Annotated in this window: 21 protein-coding genes; 13 read left to right on the top strand and 8 right to left on the bottom strand. The window is 36.7% G+C overall.

Annotated features, from left to right (window positions below; all coding sequences use genetic code 11):
• Positions 1–8 precede the first annotated feature (8 nt).
• The 9 genes from F0460_RS15545 (at position 9) to F0460_RS15505 (ending at position 10,924) form a co-directional block, all read left to right on the top strand.
• Positions 9–686, top strand: coding sequence for a response regulator transcription factor (locus F0460_RS15545; RefSeq protein ID WP_150014893.1), 678 nt, complete (start codon positions 9–11; stop codon positions 684–686).
• Between the two features lie 3 nt (positions 687–689).
• Positions 690–2,027: a sensor histidine kinase gene (locus F0460_RS15540; protein ID WP_223810837.1), complete on the top strand. Its 1,338-nt coding sequence runs from the start codon at positions 690–692 to the stop codon at positions 2,025–2,027.
• Between the two features lie 75 nt (positions 2,028–2,102).
• Positions 2,103–2,483: a hypothetical protein gene (locus tag F0460_RS15535; protein ID WP_150014891.1), complete on the top strand. Its 381-nt coding sequence runs from the start codon at positions 2,103–2,105 to the stop codon at positions 2,481–2,483.
• Positions 2,484–2,660: 177 nt separating this feature from the next.
• Positions 2,661–3,803, top strand: a complete 1,143-nt coding sequence (locus F0460_RS15530) for a hypothetical protein (protein ID WP_150014889.1) — start codon at positions 2,661–2,663, stop codon at positions 3,801–3,803.
• A gap of 5 nt (positions 3,804–3,808) precedes the next feature.
• Entirely contained in the window at positions 3,809–4,480 is a 672-nt protein-coding gene (locus F0460_RS15525; protein ID WP_150014887.1) for a DUF6705 family protein, read from the top strand.
• 54 nt (positions 4,481–4,534) lie between these two features.
• Positions 4,535–5,347, top strand: a complete 813-nt coding sequence (locus F0460_RS15520; protein ID WP_150014885.1) for a hypothetical protein — start codon at positions 4,535–4,537, stop codon at positions 5,345–5,347.
• Positions 5,348–5,473: 126 nt separating this feature from the next.
• A complete protein-coding gene (locus tag F0460_RS15515; protein WP_150014883.1) occupies positions 5,474–6,724 on the top strand; it encodes a TolC family protein in 1,251 nt (416 codons plus the stop codon).
• A 1-nt stretch (position 6,725) separates the two neighbouring features.
• Complete coding sequence (locus F0460_RS15510; protein WP_150014881.1) at positions 6,726–7,826, top strand: efflux RND transporter periplasmic adaptor subunit; 1,101 nt, start codon at positions 6,726–6,728, stop codon at positions 7,824–7,826.
• A gap of 5 nt (positions 7,827–7,831) precedes the next feature.
• A complete protein-coding gene (locus F0460_RS15505) occupies positions 7,832–10,924 on the top strand; it encodes an efflux RND transporter permease subunit (RefSeq protein WP_150014879.1) in 3,093 nt (1,030 codons plus the stop codon).
• A gap of 217 nt (positions 10,925–11,141) precedes the next feature.
• Here F0460_RS15505 and F0460_RS15500 read toward each other — a convergent pair whose 3' ends face one another.
• Complete coding sequence (locus F0460_RS15500; protein ID WP_150014877.1) at positions 11,142–12,332, bottom strand: phosphoglycerate kinase; 1,191 nt, start codon at positions 12,330–12,332, stop codon at positions 11,142–11,144.
• 147 nt (positions 12,333–12,479) lie between these two features.
• Between F0460_RS15500 and F0460_RS15495 the strand changes: the two genes are divergently transcribed.
• A complete protein-coding gene (locus tag F0460_RS15495; RefSeq protein WP_150014875.1) occupies positions 12,480–13,628 on the top strand; it encodes a DNA polymerase III subunit in 1,149 nt (382 codons plus the stop codon).
• A 120-nt stretch (positions 13,629–13,748) separates the two neighbouring features.
• On the opposite strand, the gene F0460_RS15490 is transcribed toward F0460_RS15495, so the two are convergent.
• Positions 13,749–14,069 (bottom strand): helix-turn-helix domain-containing protein, encoded by a 321-nt coding sequence (locus F0460_RS15490; protein WP_150014873.1) that lies wholly within the window; start codon positions 14,067–14,069, stop codon positions 13,749–13,751.
• A 1-nt stretch (position 14,070) separates the two neighbouring features.
• Positions 14,071–14,493 carry a transposase gene (locus F0460_RS15485; RefSeq protein ID WP_150014871.1) on the bottom strand — a complete coding sequence of 141 codons (423 nt, stop codon included), beginning with the start codon at positions 14,491–14,493 and terminating at the stop codon, positions 14,071–14,073.
• Between the two features lie 980 nt (positions 14,494–15,473).
• On the opposite strand from F0460_RS15485, the gene F0460_RS16475 reads away from it, so the two are divergent.
• From F0460_RS16475 to F0460_RS15475, 3 genes are read left to right on the top strand one after another with little or no spacing between them, the layout of a single operon-like run.
• Positions 15,474–15,566 carry a type II toxin-antitoxin system ParD family antitoxin gene (locus F0460_RS16475; RefSeq protein ID WP_397361901.1) on the top strand — a complete coding sequence of 31 codons (93 nt, stop codon included), beginning with the start codon at positions 15,474–15,476 and terminating at the stop codon, positions 15,564–15,566.
• On the top strand, positions 15,541–15,723 hold the full coding sequence (locus F0460_RS16255) for a ribbon-helix-helix domain-containing protein (protein ID WP_317132158.1): 183 nt from the start codon (positions 15,541–15,543) through the stop codon (positions 15,721–15,723). Before F0460_RS16475 ends, F0460_RS16255 begins: the two co-directional genes overlap by 26 nt.
• Entirely contained in the window at positions 15,723–16,022 is a 300-nt protein-coding gene (locus F0460_RS15475; RefSeq protein WP_150014869.1) for a type II toxin-antitoxin system RelE/ParE family toxin, read from the top strand. Before F0460_RS16255 ends, F0460_RS15475 begins: the two co-directional genes overlap by 1 nt.
• 177 nt (positions 16,023–16,199) lie before the next feature.
• Here F0460_RS15475 and F0460_RS15470 read toward each other — a convergent pair whose 3' ends face one another.
• The 5 genes from F0460_RS15470 to F0460_RS15450 all read right to left on the bottom strand — a co-directional run.
• Entirely contained in the window at positions 16,200–16,460 is a 261-nt protein-coding gene (locus F0460_RS15470) for a hypothetical protein (protein WP_150014867.1), read from the bottom strand.
• Between the two features lie 38 nt (positions 16,461–16,498).
• Complete coding sequence (locus F0460_RS15465; RefSeq protein ID WP_150014865.1) at positions 16,499–16,912, bottom strand: hypothetical protein; 414 nt, start codon at positions 16,910–16,912, stop codon at positions 16,499–16,501.
• Between the two features lie 413 nt (positions 16,913–17,325).
• On the bottom strand, positions 17,326–19,287 hold the full coding sequence (locus F0460_RS15460; RefSeq protein WP_150014863.1) for an OmpA family protein: 1,962 nt from the start codon (positions 19,285–19,287) through the stop codon (positions 17,326–17,328).
• 11 nt (positions 19,288–19,298) lie between these two features.
• Positions 19,299–20,237: a PorP/SprF family type IX secretion system membrane protein gene (locus F0460_RS15455; RefSeq protein WP_150014861.1), complete on the bottom strand. Its 939-nt coding sequence runs from the start codon at positions 20,235–20,237 to the stop codon at positions 19,299–19,301.
• 8 nt (positions 20,238–20,245) lie between these two features.
• The coding region (locus tag F0460_RS15450) for a gliding motility-associated C-terminal domain-containing protein (RefSeq protein ID WP_150014859.1) at positions 20,246–21,394 on the bottom strand (1,149 nt) is incomplete at its 5' end.

Below are 21,394 nucleotides of genomic sequence, written 5' to 3'. Positions count from 1 at the left end.
CTTTTGCGATGCAGATACTGCTAATTGAAGACGATAAAAGAATAAGCGACTTTTTAATTAAAGGCTTGGAAGAGAACGGATACATTGTTACGCTTTGTAAATCGGCAGAAGATGTTTTGAACGATTTTTTAAGCATACGGTTTGATCTGATTATCTGCGACATTATGCTGCCGGGAATTGATGGAATACAGTTGGTACAAACGCTGCGTTTTAAAAAGAATTTTACGCCGGTTTTAATGTTGAGTGCGTTGAATTCGGTTCAGGATAAAATTTCGGCATTAGATTACGGTGCTGACGATTATATTACCAAGCCTTTTCATTTTGATGAGTTATTATCGAGAATTAAAGCATTGACGCGTAGAAATCAGCAAAAAGCACCCGAAAAAACATCAAATATCAAAAGATATGATGATTTGGAGATCGATCTGGATCAATACAAAGTTTTTGTAAACGGAACAGAAGCAGAACTTTCTCCACGCGAATTTAAGCTGTTGAATTATCTGGTAGAGAACGAAAACAAAACCGTTACACGCGTACAGATTTTAAACGCCGTTTGGGGAATTACTTTTAACAATCATACCAATGTAGTAGATGTTTACATTTCGTACCTGCGCAATAAAATAGAAAAAAACGACAGTAAATACATTCATACGGTGAAAGGCGTTGGTTATATGTTTAAACTATAAGTTATGAAGTTAAAGCACCGTTTATCGTTATATTCCATAGTTATTTTCAGCATCATCGTCGTGATTGTTTCTACAGCGGTTTATTTTTCTTTCTACAATCAAATGGAAAAGAAAGAACTGCAATCATTAGAGAACAAAACCCTTTTGGCAGCGGTTTATTATCTGGAACAAGATGAATTACCTACGTTGGAGCATGAGAATATTAAAAGTCAGTTATTAAAAACCATTTCGCGTAAAAACATTGTGGTTTACGATGCATCGAACAAAAAGTTCAGCGGCGATATGTATTTCGACAAGAATATTTCATCGACCTTTATAGAAAGCGTCCGCCAGAAAAGAAACGATTTTATTACCACAGAACAATATTTTTACAACGGAATTTACTATAACGACAACCAAGGCGATTTCGTGGTAATTACACGCGAACCTAAAAAAGAATTTAACGATCAAATGCAGTCGTTGCTTCATATCTTAATACTTGTTTCGGTTGGCGGATTGATCTTTATCTACTTTTTTTCGCAATATCTGGGTTACATCGCATATCAGCCCATCAACAAAATCATTGCACAGATTAAAGAGCGCGATACTAACAACTTTAACCAACCGCTTGCATTGAACAAACCTTACGCCGAAATTGAAGATCTGATACTTACCTACAATCATTTTATCGATAAAATCGGGCAGACATTTACCGTTCAAAAGAATTTTATCGATTATGTATCGCACGAACTCCGCACACCCATTACTGCCCTACTCGGAACATTAGAAGTTACCAACAATAAAAAACGAACGTTAGAAGAACACGAAAAAACGATCAATCAGCTTAAACAGTACACCAATGATTTACAGGAAACATTAGACCAAATGATGCTTTTATCAGGTGCTAAAACAAGTTTTGAGTTTGAACCTTTACGTATTGATGAAGTTGTTTGGCAGGTTATAGAAAATGCCGTTTTGTACCACAATGCCATGATTGATGTTGATTTACAGGTAACAAACGATGCGCTTTTAACTGTACAAGGCAACGAAAAAATGCTGGAATTGGCGTTGAACAATCTGGTGGGTAATGCCATAAAATATTCTAACAACCAACTGATAAAAATTCTTTTTTACGAAGAAGACAACCGTTTGTGCCTGTCGATTTCTGATCAGGGAATTGGTATTCCCGAAATCGATCTGCAACAGATAAAACAAAACTTTTACCGCGGTCACAATACCCAGCAATTTCAAGGCAAAGGCATTGGTTTGTCTATAGCAAACATTATTTTAAACCTTCATAATATCAAGTTGCAATTATCAGCAAACCAACCTAAAGGAACAACGGTGAAACTAATTTTCTAAATTTAGAATAAATAATTATTTTTTTTATTTTAACATTTTTGTATATGTTTGTTTTAAATTTTAATATAAACATTTATGAAAAAAGTATTAGCACTCTTAATGAGCTGCTCGTTGTTGTTTATGGGTTGTAGGCACGATGACGTGTTAGAAAATGATCCAAACCAAAGCCAGGAAGAAACCGGCTTAAAAGGAAAAAGTTTTGTGTTAACACAAACAGAGTTAGAAGCAAAATACGCAGGCAACAAAAGCCTGAATAATATTTTGCAGAAAGAATTTAAAACAGAAGGCGGTTTAATAAAAACCAATTCTGCGGAAGAAGGACAAAATGGAGTGTATATTGATTTAGACCATGTACAGGTTTTTGAATCAGACCAAATGCACACCATTACTTATTATGTAAAATTAGAAGGTCAAGAAGAAAGTGATGAACCGAAAGAAATATACAACTTAATGTAATTCTCTAGAGATTATGAAACCTACCATGTAACGTTATTTAGGTACGATTTTAACCAGATACCGTTTCAACAGTTTATCACACAGCCTGAATTAACCTTAAATATTTTAGGTTTTATTCCGTTAAACGATATCGAAAATATTTACGAAAACATTAGTTACAGTACTTCTCATGGTTTAATGAGTACCGCATCAGTACAAACAACCAGTAATTCCCCTGCTTTAGTAAGACAATTTCTTGATCTCTCTGATTGTGTGACTGTAACTGTAGAACCTGGTAAACCATGTAAAGGATCGGGAAACCCAAAACATAACTATGGTGAATCATGTGGAATGAGCGGAAGTGACAGAGCTACTCAAGGTTCAGTAGTCTATGATTTTTCGGGTTGTGATAATTCGAGTGGCGGTGGTTCAGGGGGAGGTAATCCTGGTAGTGGGGGTGGTTCTGTCGGTTCACCTGGTGGAGGTGGAAACTCTGGTGGGGGTGGTTCTACCCCTAACCCAATTAAAAGCAATCCAACTAAAAAATTCAAAGATTTTTTAGATAAAATAAGAATACAGATTAATATTCAAAATACTGACAGAAACTCTAAAATTTTAAACAGCCTTGTTGAAAATAATAAAGTAACGCTCAAAGAACTTTATGATAAAAGAAACGAACAAAGAGAATACGGCTATCGTTTTTCAAAAACTAAAACAGGTGACTTAATTAAAGTAACAGCCCCTGGAGCTTTACCACTTGTTACCAATACGCAATTAGGTACTAAAGTTTTAAGAACAAATCATTCCATTATAGGTTTTACCCATACACATGGCAATACAACCATTCAATCTGATGGCTCGGTTGTGCACCCAATGTTCTCGCATACCGATATTATGGCTTTGTTTGATATGGTAAACAAAAATCCCTCAATAGACAAAAGCCCGCCCGATTTGTTTGTTAGCTTAATTGTAAATGATGGTTTTTATGTAATTATGTTACCTAACGATGTTACCCATGACAATATTGCCACCAAATACAGCAATTTTGCAACAATGAACGGTAATAATATGACAGCAAACGATCAGGCACAAGTGTGGAAGGATATTAGGAAGGATTTAAAAGGATATTATGATAACATTGCAAGGCAAGGCTCTAACAAAAGTATAAAATATGAAAAAGCGCTGTTACTTAAGTTAAAAGAGTATAATTTGAATGTTAAGGTATATAAAATGCCCGATGATGGCGGGCTGTTTAATGGTAAATGGCGCGCATTAAGCCTGCCGGCAAATTCAAAAGATCCTTTTGATAATACACAACCAATAGAAACAATTCTTAATTAAAAAACATGAAAAAATATATAGCATTAATAGTAAGTATGTTTGCATTAAATACAAGCATACAAGCACAGCAGTTCACAACAGTAGATCTATTTGATATGACAACCAATATTAGTTATGGTCATGAAGGTTATTATCATAAAGATGTAAACAACTATTTAAACCAGTTTGTTGGTAACTGGCGATTTACATTAAACATGAACGGACACCAATACAAAGTTTATGAAGTTAAATTTGCTAAAAAAACATTCACAAGAACATACCCCGGAACCGGTGGTACGTTTAAGTACGATGCTTTGGTAGGCGAAATGCGTATAGTAAAACAAGGTACCGAAATTTATAACGGTTTTAACAATTTAAACCAGAATTATACCAGCGATACACAATATAATATTTATAATTTTAACCGTGTAGAAAACGGAAACTGTAACAATTGTACCATACCCTACCAACGATTACAAATGAGTTATAGCGAACCTGATAACGATAATAGAAAGTTTAACGATTTAAATTTTGTAATGCACACTTACGTACAAAATGGCAAAACCTATCTACGCATTGATTTTCCACAATCAACTATAAAATTCGAAACCGAAAATAGGTACGATGCAGATTTGCCTGTAACCAAAACCGAACTGTTTTTTAATTTTGGTACGTATAATTTTGAACGTTTTTATTAAGCACAAAGCCCTTATTGGGCTTTTGCTTTATTTTTAAATATAGAGAATTGTTTTATGAAAAAAATTTATTCAATAGTACTAACTGCACTATGCTTTTGTGGTTATGCTCAATCTGAAGACCGATTACTTCCAAATCATCTTATAGGATATGCAAGCGATTTTCCTGATGGAGAAACATTTAACCTTAATCAAGAAGCGTTAGAGAAAAAATATTTAGAAGCTAAAAATTATAATTTGTATGCATCTTTAAAAGAGCAATTTTTTAACAACAATAATGCAGATTCTGAAATAGTACAATTAATCAATATGGATGTAAATTCTATTGCTGTATATGAATCGCAAAAAACGCATACAATAACATATAAAGTAAGTATTGGTGAAGACGAATTAAATGAAGATGGCGAACCATTAGTGGTGTATAATCTAATGCATTTCTCAAAAGATTATAACGCATATCAATTTACCTTGTTACGATATGATTTTTCTAAAACTTCTTATAAAGACTATATAGCAAATCCGCATGAAAGCGAAAATGTATTATCGTTTATTCCTTTGTCTGATATTGGAAATATATACGAAAACATAGCTTATAGTTTTGCTAAAGAGTTGGTATTAAATCCGGATTTACTTTCAAAAGATGCTCCATTTTACACCAAGATGGTTGATTTTGGAAATTGTGCCAGATCCATTGATGTAGCTGGTGCTGCATGTAAATCTTGCGGGTTAAATTTTAATGAAAGGGTTGACGGAAAATATTGTCCGCACAAAGATCCAAAAGTAAGCCCAAAACCTGCTTATACTTTTTTAGATTTATCTCCTTGTGAAAGAAAACTTGAAGTAAACGAAATAGATTTAGCTTCTTTTTAAAAACGCAACCTGTTCTAATCGAGCAGGTTTTTTATTGAAAACTGGTTTTCTAATGCAATTCTAATTTTAAACACCCGTTGCCTTAATCTTCACTTTCTACTTTTGAACCGCTAAAAGTATGTAGAAGTGAGAAGAATTTATCTGTCCATAATTTTAATAGGGTTTACCACTTTTGTGAAAGCCCAAACCTATACCGTTGCCGATCTTGAACAACAGTTTTTAGAAAAAAACTACGTTTTAATTTCCGGAAAATACAACATTGCCAAAGCCGATGCCGAAATTGTGCAGGAAAAACTGTGGCCTAACCCTACCTTGAGTATTTCGGAAGTCAATTTGTGGAAAACTTATCAGATTGAAGAGCAGCCTTTTTTGTTTGGAAATTACGGCAACAATCAGCAAATCTCCATAGAGCTGGAACAATTGGTTGAAACCGCTGGCAAACGTAAGAAAAGAGTCGCTATTAAACAGCTGGAGAAAAACAGTGCCGTTTTTGATTTTGAAGAATTAATGCGCGGATTGAAAAAAGAAATGCGTCAGAATTATTATTCGTTAAACAGAATTCAGACTAAAGAAACGTTACTGAACAGCATTGTAGATTTGTTCACACAGATGAACAGTCAGTACGAACGCCAGGCTGCTTTAAAAAACATCCCAACGGCTGAATTTTACCGTATTCAGACCGAACTGATCGGTTTGCAGAAGGAAAAAATTGAACTGGAAAAAGAGAAAACGGAAAGTTTGAATAAAATGCGATTGCTTACCCAGAATGCGTCGTTAGATCTTTCTGATATTCGTTTTTCTGATCTTTCGTTTGTATCGAAAGAAATTCCGTTGAACATTAAAGATCAGGCAAAAGAAAACAATATTGCATTACAGCGCCAGTTGAACGAAACCAATATGGCACAAAACCAGTTACAATTAGAAAAAGCATTACGCGTGCCCGATCTTACTTTTCAGGTTAATTACGACCGTGGAGGTAACATTATGCGAGATTTTGTTGGCGTTGGTGTAAGTATCGATCTGCCTGTGTTCAATACTAACAAAGGGGCAATTAGGGCAGCAAAGCACAACATTGATCAACAACTAACGCAGCAACAGGTTTTAGAAACCGAACTTTCAACCACCGTCAACGTTTTGCAAGAACAATTGGTATTGATGGATCAATCGTTAAAAAACTGGTCGAATATTAAAACATCCGAGCAGGAACAAATGATTGAAAACTACAAAAAACACCTGCAAAACAAACAAATCACTTTAATAGAATTTATCGATTTTACACAGGCATACCGCGAAGCACAGCAGGCGTATCTTGAATTATTGGAAAATTACCACCATACCGTTGAAGAACTACAATACATAACGGGCAAAGATTTTTAACATGATGAAAAAAAACAGCTTACTAATTTTATTGTCGGGCTTACTTTTAACAGCCTGCCAAACAAAAACCGAAACAGCAGAAAACCAGCCGGAAACCACAGAAGCGTTCTGTTTAAGCGATCAGCTTAAAAAAACCACCACAATGGCAGCCGTTACCGAACAGCCAATAAGCGAACAACTGGCGTTATCGGGCAAAATAGAATACAACGAAAACGATTTGGTTGCCTTTAAAAGTCTGCTACAGGGAATCATTGAAAAAGTGCATTTTGAATTGGGCGACTACGTAAAACAAGGTCAGGTTCTGGGTGTGGTAAAATCGAACGAAATTCAAGATCTGGTTCAACAGAAAAGATATCAGGAAAACCAAATCGCGCTTTACAAAAAACAGCTGCAAAGCAAACAGGAATTGTTGAACGACGGAATGGCATCGCAACCCGAAGTTTCAGAAATAGAATTCGCTTTAAGTGCAGCCAGAATCGAAGCCGATAAAATCAACGCGTCACTTAAAATGTTTCGATCTACCGGAAACGGATACTTCCAAATTCTGGCACCAAAAAACGGATATATTGTTCAAAAAAATATGAGCACGGGTCAGTCAATTACCGACGATGATACCGACGCGCTTTTTTCTATATCAAACCTGAAAGAAGTATGGGTTATGGTAAATATTTACGCAAACAATTTAAAGTTCATTCAAAAAAACGATGTCGTTAAAGTTAGAACGGTTGCTTATCCTGATAAGGTTTATCCGGGAAAAATAGATAAAATCTACAATGTTTTTGATGATAACGAACATGTAATAAAAGCTCGTGTTGTGCTGGAAAATCAAGATTTAAACCTGATGCCCGGTTTAAGTGCCGATATTATTATCGATAAAAACAACACCCAAGGCAGCGCGTTTGCCATACCAAATGCAGCCAAGGTTTTTAGCAACAACAAAGAATATGTGGTGGTTTACAAAAATAACTGCTCTATGAGCGTTCGCCAGATAAATCCTGTGGCTGGTAATGAAGAATACACGTTTGTAAACGAAAAATTTGCTGCAGACGAAAAAGTTATTACCACCAACGCACTCATCATTTTTGAACAAATAAACCAATAGCAGTCATGCAGAAATTTGTACAGAACATTGTAACCTTTTCCCTGCGAAACACCACCTTTGTGCTTTTTGGCGTACTGGCGTTGCTCTTTGGGGGAATTTACGCCTTAAAACATACTCCTATTGAAGCATTTCCGGATGTTACCAACACCCGTGCCCGAATTATTACGCAATGGCCGGGACGTAGTGCCGAAGAAATGGAAAAACTGGTTACGCTGCCTATTTCAAAGGTAATGAACAGCATTCCGCATAAATCGAATATTCGGTCTATTTCGCTTTTTGGACTTTCGGTAGTTACCGTTCAGTTTGAAGACGGAGCCGATGATTTTTACGCACAGCAATATGTATCGAACAAACTTGCCGGAGTAGATTTGCCCGAAGGTGCCGATGCCGAAATTGAACCACCGTCTGGGGCTACAGGTGAGATTTTCCGCTATGTAATTAAAAGCGATCTGCCGCTGAAAGAAGTTACCGCCATTCAGGATTGGGTAATAGAACGCGAACTGCTTTCGGTTTCGGGTGTTGCCGATGTGGTGAGTTTTGGTGGTGAAGAAAAAACCTACGAAATTAAGATCAACCCTACCGAATTGAAGAATTTTGATTTGTCGCCGTTAGATGTTTACGAAGCAGTTTCAAAATCGAACGTGAATGTTGGTGGCGATGTTATTGAACAGGGAAATCAGGCGTATGTGGTACGTGGTGTAGGTTTGCTGGATAAGATTGAAGACATTGGAAACATTACCATAAAATTAAACGGATCAACACCTGTTTTAATTAAAAATGTTGCCGATGTTGTGGTATCGCACAAACCGCGTTTAGGACAGGTTGGTTACAACGAAAAAGATGATCTGGTAGAAGGAATCGTGATTATGCTTCGTGGCGAAAATCCGTCGGAAGTTATTGAAAATCTAAAAGAAAAAATTACCGAATTAAACGAACGCACCTTACCCGACAATGTAAAAATTGAAACCGTGGTAGATCGTACCAAACTGGTTGATAATACCGTAAAAACCGTATCAAAAAACTTGGTCGAAGGTGTACTTTTGGTATCGTTAATAGTTTTCATCTTCCTTTACAATTGGAAATCAACTTTTATTGTAGCATCGGTTATTCCGTTGGCGTTTTTGTTTGCCATCATCATGCTGAAAATACAGGGATTGCCCGCCAACCTCATCTCCATGGGGTCGCTCGATTTTGGGCTGCTGCTCGAAGGAACCCTCGTAATTGTGGAAACCGTATTCGTAGCCCTCGCCACGATGTCGCACAAAGTGGGTGCCGAACGTTTTGCAAAAATGAGCAAAATGGGAATCATTAAAAAAAGTGCCGGAAGCGTAGCATCGTATATCTTTTTTGCATTGATTATATTGATTGTGGCATTATTACCAATTTTCTCGTTTCAGAAAGTAGAAGGTAAAATGTTTACTCCGTTGGCATTTACATTGGGTTACGCGCTGTTAGGTTCGTTAATTTTAAGTTTAACTTATGTACCGACAATGTGTAAGCTGCTGTTTACAAAAAACATTGAAGAGAAAGAAAATTTTATCACAAGGTTCTTCCAGAAAACCATTTTCGGACTTTATGCAACGGCTTTCAAATTCAAAAAAGCAACCATTATTATCTTTTTGGCGGTTTTGGGAATCTGCATGTTTAAGTTTATGAATTATGGATCGGAGTTTCTGCCAAAGCTGAACGAAGGAGCGATTTACATTCGAGCAACGTTGCCAAATAGTGTGAATTTAAAGGAATCGACCCGACTTACAAAGGAAATGAAACAGCTGATGCAGAAAGATTGTGAAGAAATTGATTTTATATTAACCCAAACCGGTCGACCGAACGATGGAACGGATCCTACAGGATTTTTCAACATAGAATTCAACATTCAATTAAAAGATGCAGCAGATTGGACTCGAAAAGTTTCAAAAGAAGACATTATTCAGGAACTTCGAACCAAGCTGAGCCATTATCCCGGAATTACTTTTGGTTTTAGTCAGCCAATTCAGGATAATGTGGAAGAATATGTTGCGGGAGTGAAGAGTTCGCTTGTCATCAAAATTTTTGGCGATGATTTGTACGATCTCGAAAAATATGCCAATAAAGTTGCCGCGTCTATTGCAAAAGTAAAAGGTGTTACCGATATCAACGTTTATAAAAACATTGGCTTGCCGGAATTGCGCATTCAACTGCACGATTCTAAAATGGCTCGATACGGCATTCAAACCGCAGATGTTCAGGCGGTGATTGAAATGACGATTGGCGGACAGGCAGCTACCAAATTTTACGAAGGCGACCGTAAGTTTGATGTAATCCTGCGTTTTCAGGAACCGTACCGAGATTCGCCTGAAAAAATTGGAAATATACTGATCCCTACAAGCAACGGACATAATATTCCGCTACAGGAAATCGCTACGATTGACTATAAAACAGGTCCGGCATTTATTTACCGTGAAGGTAACAGCAGATACATAGGAATCGGTTTCAGTATCGAAGGTCGTGATTTGGGCAGTACCATTGCCGAAGCCAAGCAGGTTGTGGCTAAAGAAGTCAAACTACCTAAAGAAAATTATACCGAATGGGCTGGTGAATTTGAGAGTAAAGAACGCGCAACAAAACAGCTGGCATTGGTTGTACCTGTTTCATTAGTGTTGATTTTACTGCTGCTTTATACCAATTTCGGCAACATAAAAGATACAGCAATTGCATCGTTAACATTGCCTTTTGCGTTTATTGGTGGATTTATTTCGCTTTGGCTTACAGGAACGGTTTTCGGAATATCGGCAGGTATCGGTTTTATCATTCTGTTTGGTGTGGCAACGATTGACGGTATTGTTTTGATAGGGGTTATAACCGATAATCTGAAACACAAAATGAAGCTGAAAGAAGCCATTGCAAGCGGTGTTAAAAGCAGAATTCGACCAGTTGTCATGATTGCCTTAATGGGATCAATGGGATTATTGCCCGCAGCATTATCAACCGGAATGGGATCAGAAATACAGAAACCACTCGCAATTATGATTGTAGGCGGATTGATTGTGTGTTTGATTTTATCATTCTCGATATTGCCCGTTGTATTCTATTACGCTTACAGAAAACAAAAAGAATAAAAGTAAATTATTAAAATACAGATAACCTTTACCTAACTATCGTACCAAAGCATTGCCGTAATTTAGTAGTGTCTTTAAACAAAATAGTTAATTATTAATTTAACGAGAGGGGTGTTTTTATCTGCTAAAGCAAGTTGTCAAACTTGCTTTTTCTTTTTTACGTAAATAAAAAACACCGACTTTAAAAGTCGGTGTTTTAGTTATAATATATCTTTTATTAACTTAAAATTGCTGCGATTCCAGGGAGGGTTTGTCCTTCTAACATTTCCAACATGGCACCACCACCGGTTGAAACATAGCTTACTTTATTGTCTAAACCAAACTGTTTTACTGCTGCTACAGAATCTCCGCCGCCTACTAACGAGAAGGTTCCTGCTTCTGTTGCATCGGCAATAAAATTACCCAATGTAATGGTTCCAGCGGCAAATTTTTCCATTTCGAAAACACCTAAAGGTCCGTTCCATAAAATAATTTTAGATCCCATAATCACTTTATTTAATTGCTCCAATGTTTTTGGACCAACATCTAATCCTTGCCATCCGTCAGGAATATCGTTTGCAGGAACAATTTTAGTGTTTGCATCATTAGAAAACGCATCGGCAGCAACAACATCAACCGGAATATGAATCTGTACGTTTTTAGCTTTTGCTTTTTCTAAAATCTCCAACGCCAATTCCATTTTATCGTCTTCAACAAGAGAACTACCAATCTTTCCGCCTTGTGCTTTAATAAAAGTGAACATCATTCCGCCGCCAATAATCATGTGATCTACCTTATCTAAAATATTTTCGATAATGGTAATTTTAGACGATACTTTAGATCCGCCTAAAACAGCAGTAACAGGTTTATCGGTTGAATTCAATACTTTATCGATACTTTCAATTTCTTTAGCCAATAAAGTTCCAAAACATTTATCGTTCGGGAAAAATTTCGCAACAATTGTGGTTGAAGCATGTGCGCGGTGAGCCGTTCCAAAAGCGTCATTCACATACACATCGCCTAATTTCGACAATTTTTCTGCAAAAGCTTCGTCGCCCGCTTCTTCTTCTTTATAAAAACGCAGATTTTCCAATAAAATAACATCTCCTGCTTTTGCAACGGCAACTACTTTTTCAACATCAGCACCTACAGAATCATTCACAAAAGTTACTTTTCTGCCCAAAACCTCTTCTACTTTCGATACGATGTGCTTTAAAGAAAATTTATCTTCCGGTCCGTTTTTTGGTCTGCCCAAATGCGACATTAATATTGCCACACCGCCATCGTTCACAATTTTGTCAATTGTTGGTTTTGCGGCTACAATTCGGTTATCGTCGGTTACCTGAAACTGATCGTTTAAAGGCACGTTAAAATCTACGCGGATAATGGCTTTTTTGTTGTTGAAGTTAAAATCGTTTATTGTTTTCATTGCTTTTTTATGTAGTTGAATTGTTTGTAAAGCGCAAATATACAATTTTGTATTTTGTTTGTTTATACAGAATTACAAGGTTTCATAAAAATAAATTACATTTATATTTGTTAGCAAATCCACGTTTAAAAAAGCTATTTTTGCAGTATGAAATTTTCAGATATCGTAGGTCAAAACCACTTAAAAAACCATTTGGTAAACAACGTTCAGAAAGGCAGAATTCCGCATGCCCAATTGTTTATTGGTCCGGAAGGAAGCGGGACATTATCAATGGCGCTGGCTTATGCCCAATACATTATCTGCAACAATAAAGGCAGTGAAAACGAAGGCGGATCTGCTGCATGCAATTTAAAATTTGATCATCTGCAACATCCCGATCTGCATTTTGTATATCCGGTTGCTACTACAGACAGTATTAAATCGAACGCGACAAGTGATGATTTTATGAGTACCTGGATCGATTTTTTAAAGGAAACTCCATATGGATCTGTTAACGATTGGTACGAAGCCATCGGAATTCAAAAAAAGCAGGGAAACATATCGGTTCACGAAGCGGCAAGCATCCTTAAAAAACTTATTTTAAAGCCTTTTGAAGGCGGTTATAAGGTAATGATTATCTGGATGGCAGAAAAGATGAATACCGAAGCCGCAAACAAGTTGTTGAAGCTTTTGGAAGAACCTACCGATAAAACCGTTTTTATATTGATTGCCGAAGATGAAAAAGCAATCTTGCAAACCATACTGTCGCGCTGCCAGATTTTACATTTTAATGCCTTAAACGAACAGGAAATTGTTCAGGGACTGATTGAAAAAGAAAACTGCGATGAGGTTGATGCTTACAGTATTGCCAAACAGGCACAGGGAAATTACAACAAAGCATTGAAACTGCGGTATAATATTACAAACGAATATCCGTTTGACGAATGGTTTGTTACCTGGGTTCGTGCGGCGTTTCGTGCCAATAAAAATGCGCGTGTTGTAAGTGATTTAATTAAATGGAGTGATGAAATTTCGGCAATTGGTCGTGAAAAACAAAAGCTTTTTCTGAATCACTGTATGGAATTATTCCGCCAGGCTTTACTGTTGAATTACAGCACTAGCGAATTGGTTTACATGGAACCGAAAGTTGATAATTTTAAACTGAAGAATTTTGCGCCTTTTGTAAACGAACACAATATTTTAGAAATTTATCAGGAGATTGAAGATGCCACTTACCATATAGAACGCAACGGAAACGCCAAAATGATTTTTACAGATTTGTCTATTAAACTGACTAGGTTGATTCATAAGAAATAATTTATTATTATTTTTCGATTTCGTTTTGCAGTTTAAAAATAATTTATACATTTGTAACTCATAAGTGTTTTTTTTGGTTATAGAAAAGCATCTGTCTTCATTGACAGGTGCTTTTCTTTTTTATGCTACTGCCGTATTATTAAAACCAACTCTCTTTTTCCACGCACTTACTGTATTACGACTTAAATTAAATTTTTGTGCCGTTTCAATATTGCTTAATTTATTTTCTTGTTGATACTTTAAAACTTTTGTAATCGTTGAAGGATCGTATGATTTGTGCTTGTTTTCTTTGTTTTCATCGCCAAAAATCATCTTATTGAGACTTAAAACATCATAGAAATCATTAATTTCCTTTTCTAACACAATGGCTCGCAATTCTTTCTTTTCCGGGAATTTCAAGTCTAAAATGTCTTGAAATATTCTTTTATAATTTATGCTCATCTTATTTATTATATTTTTTAATCCAGTTATGCAAAGTGGTTTTAGGAATACCATACAATTCGGTGATCTCTGTATGTGTTTTCGTTTTATTTTCAATTAATTCCAGTACAAAATCAATGATTTCTTTTGTATAGATGCTTTTGCGAAACACAGGTATTTCACTATCGGATTTTCGTGATGTCTGCTGATTGTTATTTGTCGGCGCGTAAAAAAGCAGATGCTGCGAGTACACCCTGAATAGATCGTATTTTATCACCTTACTCAATTTTAACAACAGTTCGCTGTCCAAACTTTTAGAGTGATACATTTTAGTCAGTTCAGTCTCCGATATCTCCAAATAGCTGCATATTTTATAGGGATCTAATTGATCCTCTTTAACTATTTTTCTGATTAATTCGCCTATATGTATTTGTTTAAAATTCATAACTAAAAAGAATAAAACTATTAATGTATTTACCTATAAAACCATTATTCTTTTATTGATAAAGCGAGGAATAAAAATCCCCCGCTCTAACTTAACAACAATAACTATTTCCTTTTTTTCAACTCCCTACGTACTCATAATAGAATTTAAACCTATTGTTTCTCTGATGTTTTTGTGATTGAATATCAAAGACCTTTTTAAATTCTATTTGCCCTAACAGAATTACATTTTTTAACTAATGATTTTAAATTCTATGATACAAATTTAAAAAGTTGAAAATGAACATTGTGTAGTATTATATCAGAGTTTTTGTAGAATTAGTTCTACTTGCTTAGGCTACATCTGCAAAAACAAAAACCGAAGAAGTATTTCCTCGGTTTGTTTATGAATAATAAGTAATCATCATTAAGTTTAAAACTTACATCTACAGAATAGTGAACTCTGATCTGCGGTTTGTCTGGTGTACTTCTTCGCTGCTTTTAACTCCGTCTGCACATTCGTTGATAACTGACGTCATCGTAGCCTTTTGCCATTAAACGCGATGCTTCGAAACTTGTGAGATTAACCATTTACGGGTTGATTTCGCACGTCAGTCTGATAACTTGTCGTTGTATTTGTGCGATGCACGACTGTCGATATGTGAACGGATGTCAATCTTCATTGTCGGATATTCTTTCAACACCGCCAATACTTGCAAACTCTACTGCTGCATCTGTACGGATGTTGTATTGGCCCAGATCAAAGTAAATAGGGTTCAATTTTAATAATTTAACAAATTATATTTTTCTCAATATTGTTTGCAATTTCAGTTTCAAACAACATTTGCAAAATAAATTATTAAAGCAGCCTTCAGTACAAATTCACGTTTACTAAAGCAGATAGCTTTGCGGTTCAGATACATTACCCAATGTCCTCCAAATAAATTTTAAACAAATACCAAAAATTGGTATATTTGATCTTAGAAATTTAATCAAATAGTAATGGCAAAAAATACTTCGATTTTATTGGGCGATTATTTCGACAATTTTATCAATTCGCAAATAAAAATTGGAAAAATATTCTTCTGCAAGTGAGGTTGTAAGAGCTGCTTTAAGAATGTTTGAACACGAGGAAACTAAAAAAACAGAATTGATTAAAGAATTAAAAAAAGGAGTTAAATCTGGTTTCTCAACAAATTTCAATCGAGAAACTTTCAAGCAAAATTTACATCAAAAATATTCTGCTAAATAATGAATTACAAAATAAGTAATCAAGCAGAAATTGATTTAGAAAATATTTGGCTTTACACTTTTGAAGAATGGTCTTTGGTACAACCTGATTATTATCTTGATTTAATTTTCGACGAAATTGAATATATTTCTGAAAATCCAAAGTCTGGAAAAGATTATAATGATGTTAGGAAAGGATATTTTAGATCTAGAGTAAAATCACATTTCATTTTTTATTGTATTAATCTAAAAGAAGAAATTGTAGAAATTATCAGAATTCTGCATCAGCAAATGGACATCGGAAATCACCTAAACGAATAGTAAACCGTAATTCTTGCAGCAGCTAACACATGTAACTGTTGCGCAACTCCAATTTTCAGAGTACAAGCGTAAAACATTATAAAAAAATTCTTTAATAGCTATTTTAAGGAGGTTTGTTTTATTATTCATACATAAATTAACCTGCTTCAATTCTTTAAACAAAACTTAGCACAATTGCTACACATTCCGTACCCCTACAAAACAAACCATAACAGTATTTGAAGGATGCGTTGACTCACTCGCTTTATCATTCGTATAAACCACGGCCAATCCCACAAAAGGTAATTGTTCATGGCTTTCGTCAGCAGAGGCAAAATCCACAACTAAATCAACATTTTTAGTTTCTCCGTCAAGCTTTACGTACTGTATGTTGGGTTGGGTTAAAGAAATCTCGCCACCAGTCACACCATACCATCCCGTAGCTACCTCTAAAAACATCCCTTTGTATTTTAATGCCAGTTCGTATGAGATCTTTCCTAAAGCAAGCTTGTTCTAACATCGTAAAATAAGGCGCTTGGATCTATTTTCGAGTTTTTATTAAGTGGTTTGTTGCTTAGGGTGCTGTAGCTGTCCAAATCTTGCAGAAGCTCGTTAAAAGTTTTTTCCGGTTCGTTCTTCGCTATTTGCAGAAAAAGAGCCATCAACTGGTTATGGAAAGTGCGGTCTTTCTGCCGCCACAAATACGGTTGTAATTCTTGCTTTAATCTTTTTACATATTGGGATACCTGCGCAAACCGCTCCTGACCCACTTTGACATTCGGGTGGTTCTGTGTGGCTGCCCTAGTAAACCCGCCCGAATAACGCTTTACGTATGTTTTACCGTTACGCTGGCAAAATATAAAATCTCCCAAACGTCCCCGTATGTTAAAGATATTGTCCGACTTAGCCATATACTTCTGTTTTTACCATATTTTGTAGTAGTTATCTAAAATACGAAAAAAATTCCTACCTTTCAATTTCTGGTCCCATTCCCAACTTCCCTTTTCCCCATTCAATACCGCCTTTGTATCGCATCAATGCCGCATCAGTGCCGTGTTTATTGCATACCAAAGCCGTATATTATCCATATTTTAGTCTGGTTAAACCTTAACACTCATTATCTTTAGTAACGTTTATCTTCGGATAACAGCAGTCAACTCATTTAGTACTATTGTAAACATAGGTATTTAATCATCCATCAGAAAATCATCCATCAGAAAATCATTAAATCATCAAAAATAATCTGAGCATCTGTGGTAAATAAAACAAAACAAAAAAGCGCTACCCTGAGGTAACGCTTAAAAAATATAAACTTATGGGAATCTTACATTTCCACAATAATAAACTCCGATCTTCGGTTCATCTGGTGTTCTGCTTCTGAACAGTTTATACCGTCTGCACAGCCGTTTACCAGTTGTGTTTCTCCGTAACCTTTCCAGGTTAAACGGTTGCGGTTGATGCCGTTTGCAATTAACCATTCCGCTGTAGATTTTGCACGGTTAGATGATAACGTTTCGTTATATCTGTGCGTTTGTCGGCTGTCGGTATGCGAACGTATGTCGATCTTCATCGTCGGATATTCTTCCAGCACCGCAAATACTTTTGCAAGTTCCAATGCCGCATCAGGACGTATGTAGTATTTGTCTAAATCAAAGTAAATAGGATTTAAATTCAATACTTTAAACAGATCGTCACCCGGCTTCAGTGGAATTTTAGCAGGTTCCAGTATAATCTCCGCCTCGGTAATACCGCTTTCATTCGGTAAGGTAACTTTTATTTCCTGCGTTATATAACCTTCTTTCTCACCTTTTAAATTGTAGATATCTCCACATTCAAATGTACGGTTAAAATTATAGGTTGGCGCATTGTAATGATTGCTTGTACCTTTAACAGCATATAACTGATCAGCCAAAGTTACCTTCGCATCATTAATCAGTTCCCCTGTTTTACCGTCAATCACTTTTACGTATAGCATCTGATTACAGTTCAATACCAGCGGTCGTAATTCGGTAAACGAATAAATATCGTCGTTGCCCTTACCTCCATCTCTGTTGGAACTGAAAAAACCTTGTTTGGTTTCATTGTTTAGGTAATAGGCAAAATCATCGAATTCCGAATTTACCGGAGCACCAACATTCTGTACGTCTCCAAATTTGTCAGCTTCATTGATCTGCGCAGCATAAACATCTAATCCGCCAAGGCCTACGCGCCCATCGCTTGAAAAGTATAACTCGTTGTTGGCAGTCACAAACGGAAATGTTTCACGCCCTTCGGTATTGATACCTTCTCCTAAATTTTCAGGCGTACCGTAGCTTTCACCGCTTACCGATACTTTCCACAAATCACCGCCACCGAAACCGCCAGGACGGTCACTTGAAAAATACAAGGTACGTTCATCATTGCTCAACGCAGGGTGTGCCGTATTGAACTGGTCGCTGTTAAACGGAAGTTCCGTAACGTTCACCCACTTTCCATCTCTAAGTTCTGCACGGAAAATTTTAAGGTTGGTATTTTTGTTCGAATCAAAACGTCGCTTTCCTTTAACGATGTTGTTGCGGGTAAAATACATCGTTTGCCCGTCTTTTGTTACGATCGCAGATGATTCGTTCAGTTTCGTTTTTACTTGCCCTTTAATGCGGTTCGACTTGTGGTCTGTTACTACCGTTTCTGCATCTGCTGTATAAAGGTTAGTAAAAGCATCTCCCGTCCAGGTATGTCGTTTAACGGCTAAATTACCGGTGTCTTTAGAACTGGTGTAATAAAAAACGTTCTGATGTACAAATGTGCCGTAATCGGCATAAGGGGTGTTGATTGCCAGATTGGTAATCTCGCCGGTTCTGCCCGAATTTTCCTTTATCTGGTTTTTAAGGCTTTCTTCACTTTTACGGATTTTTGAAATCTGCGCTTCATCACCTGCTTTTTTTACAAATGCATCATAATACTTTTTCGACTCTTTTTCGTCGCCAGTGTTCTGTAGTGTATGTGCGTAACGATAAAAGTATTCTGTTGGAATGTTTGATAAATCGTAATCCGAAAAAAGCTTTTGATAGTATTTCTGTGCTTCGCTGTATCGGCCGTTGAAATAATACGCATTGCCTAGTTTTTCAACCATTTCCTGACTTGAAAACCCTTTGTCTAATACTTTTTCGTACATCTTCACTGCATCCATGTACGCCCAGCGGTCGTATCCTTTGTTTGCCGTATTTAAACCCGTTTGGGCAAAACCATCTGTGTTCCCTAAAAATAAAGAAAACACAAAAGCTATTGTTGATAATCTTTTTTTCATTTCTTTAATTTTTAGTAGAATCGTGGTGAATTCACACGATTGTATTTATTAAACAATTCAAAACGCATAAACACTTCATGTGATCCGTTGTTATAACGTGCCAGCTTCGTCGTTTCTGCATCGTAGCTGTAACCTATCATTAAACCGTCTGTTATCTGGAAACCAATTAAACCGCTCCACGCTGCATCCCAACGGTACGCTGCTCCTAAAGTCAGCTTGTCGTGAATAAGGAAATTAGCTGTCAAATCTGCTTGTAACGGGGCTCCTTCCGTAACTTTTATCAATGCTGCCGGTTTAAACTTCAAAGTTGGATTCAACTCAAATATGTGCCCTCCCATTAAATAAAAATTCATTCGCTGGTTCATGGAACTGTAGATGGTTCCGTTTTCAAACCTTTTGTTCTCTAGAAAATTCGGTACCGACAAGCCAGCATAACTTTTCTCGTTATGCCAGTACACTCCGGCTCCTATATTTGGTGAAAACTCGTTTTGAATATCTACTGCTAATAAGGGATCTCCCGGTGTGGCTTGCTTTAAGCGGCTATATTCCACATTAAGCATATTTGCTGATCCTTTTACTCCAAAACTTAGTTTGCTGCCCTGGCGGTTTAGGTCAATTGTATAAGACAAATCCACGCTTATGGTGTTTTCTTCTGTTACTCCCAAACGGTCATTTACAAAACTTACACCCAAGCCTAACTTACTGTCGCGTAGCGGTGTATTAATTGAAAATGAATTTGTTGTGGGAGCTCCTTCCAATCCTACCCATTGTGTACGGTGTAAGCCAAATATACTTAGTGCGCCTCTGCTGCCTGCATACGCCGGGTTGATGTTTACAGTATTGTACATATAATGTGTGTACTGGGGGTCTTGTTGGGCGTGCATTTCTGCACACCCTAAACTTAACAAGACTCCTGCTAATACTTTATTGAAAATATGTGAAAATTTCATATTCCGTATTATTTAGTTGTTTCTAAATGCAGATAACCTGCCTGTTCAATAGGATAAACCTGTCCGTTACCTAAATCGTAATCGTATTTGATTACATAATAGTACGTACCTGTTGGTAGCATTGAGTCTTTGCTAACTGTTACACGTCCATTTGCATAACCTTTGAACGTATTGCCGTTTGAATTGTAGTTCTTGGTTTCATAAACCAGTACACCCCAACGGTTGTAAATATCTACCCTGTTTCCTGGATAACAATCTATTCCTTTTAATACCAGTTCATCGTTGTAGCCATCGCCGTTTGGCGTTACGGCATTGAAAACTTCAATTTTACATGCTAAATGTATGGTTTGGGTATAGCTTGTTTCGTTTCCACAATCATCTGTTGCAATCCATGTTCTTAATATCGTGTATTTGGTATCTCCACATGCGCTTGGTACTACTTCGTCTGATACTGTTACAGTTGCCGATCCACAATTATCGGTTGCTTTCAATACTTCTGCATCTTTCAATTCCTCACATTTGATGAAGATTTCTTTGACAGGAAGATCGCTTACGAATTCTGGTGCGGTCGTATCAACTATTCTGAAAGTCGCCGTACGGCTGCTTGAGTTTCCACATGCATCTGTTGCCGTGAAAATTACTTCTGCAGCTGCTGCACCTCCGCAAGTAGTTTTCAATCCTTTGAAGTTATGACTCCATTTAACTTCGGTTGAGCATAGGTCTTGTGCCGTTGCACCACCGTAGCTGTTTATCCAGGCGTTAAGATCATTTATGTTTCCGTTTCCGTCACATTCTACTGTTACATCTTCCGGCTCTGTAATGAAATCCGGTGCCGTTGTATCAGTAATTGTGAAGGTAGCTTCTTTACTTATATGGTTTCCACACTCGTCTGTTGCTCTAAAACGTACTGTCGTTTTGCTTGTTTTTCCACACAATACTGCTGTATCTACTACAGAATAAGTGTAAGTAACCGCTCCGCAATTATCCGTTGCTATACCGCCGCCGTGATTTGCCAACCATGCATTGTATGCTGCAGTATTACCTGATCCGTCACATTCTACAACCTCGTTTTGTGGTTCGGTAGTGAATACCGGTTTCGTGGTATCAACTATCGTAAAGGTGCTTACTGTTGAAACACTGTTTCCACATGCATCGGT

Origin of the sequence: Paenimyroides baculatum (genome assembly GCF_008629655.1) — a bacterium.
GTDB lineage: Bacteria > Bacteroidota > Bacteroidia > Flavobacteriales > Flavobacteriaceae > Flavobacterium > Flavobacterium baculatum.
Note: the sequence above shows the minus strand (reverse complement) of the source record. Positions and strands in the feature narration are given on the sequence as shown.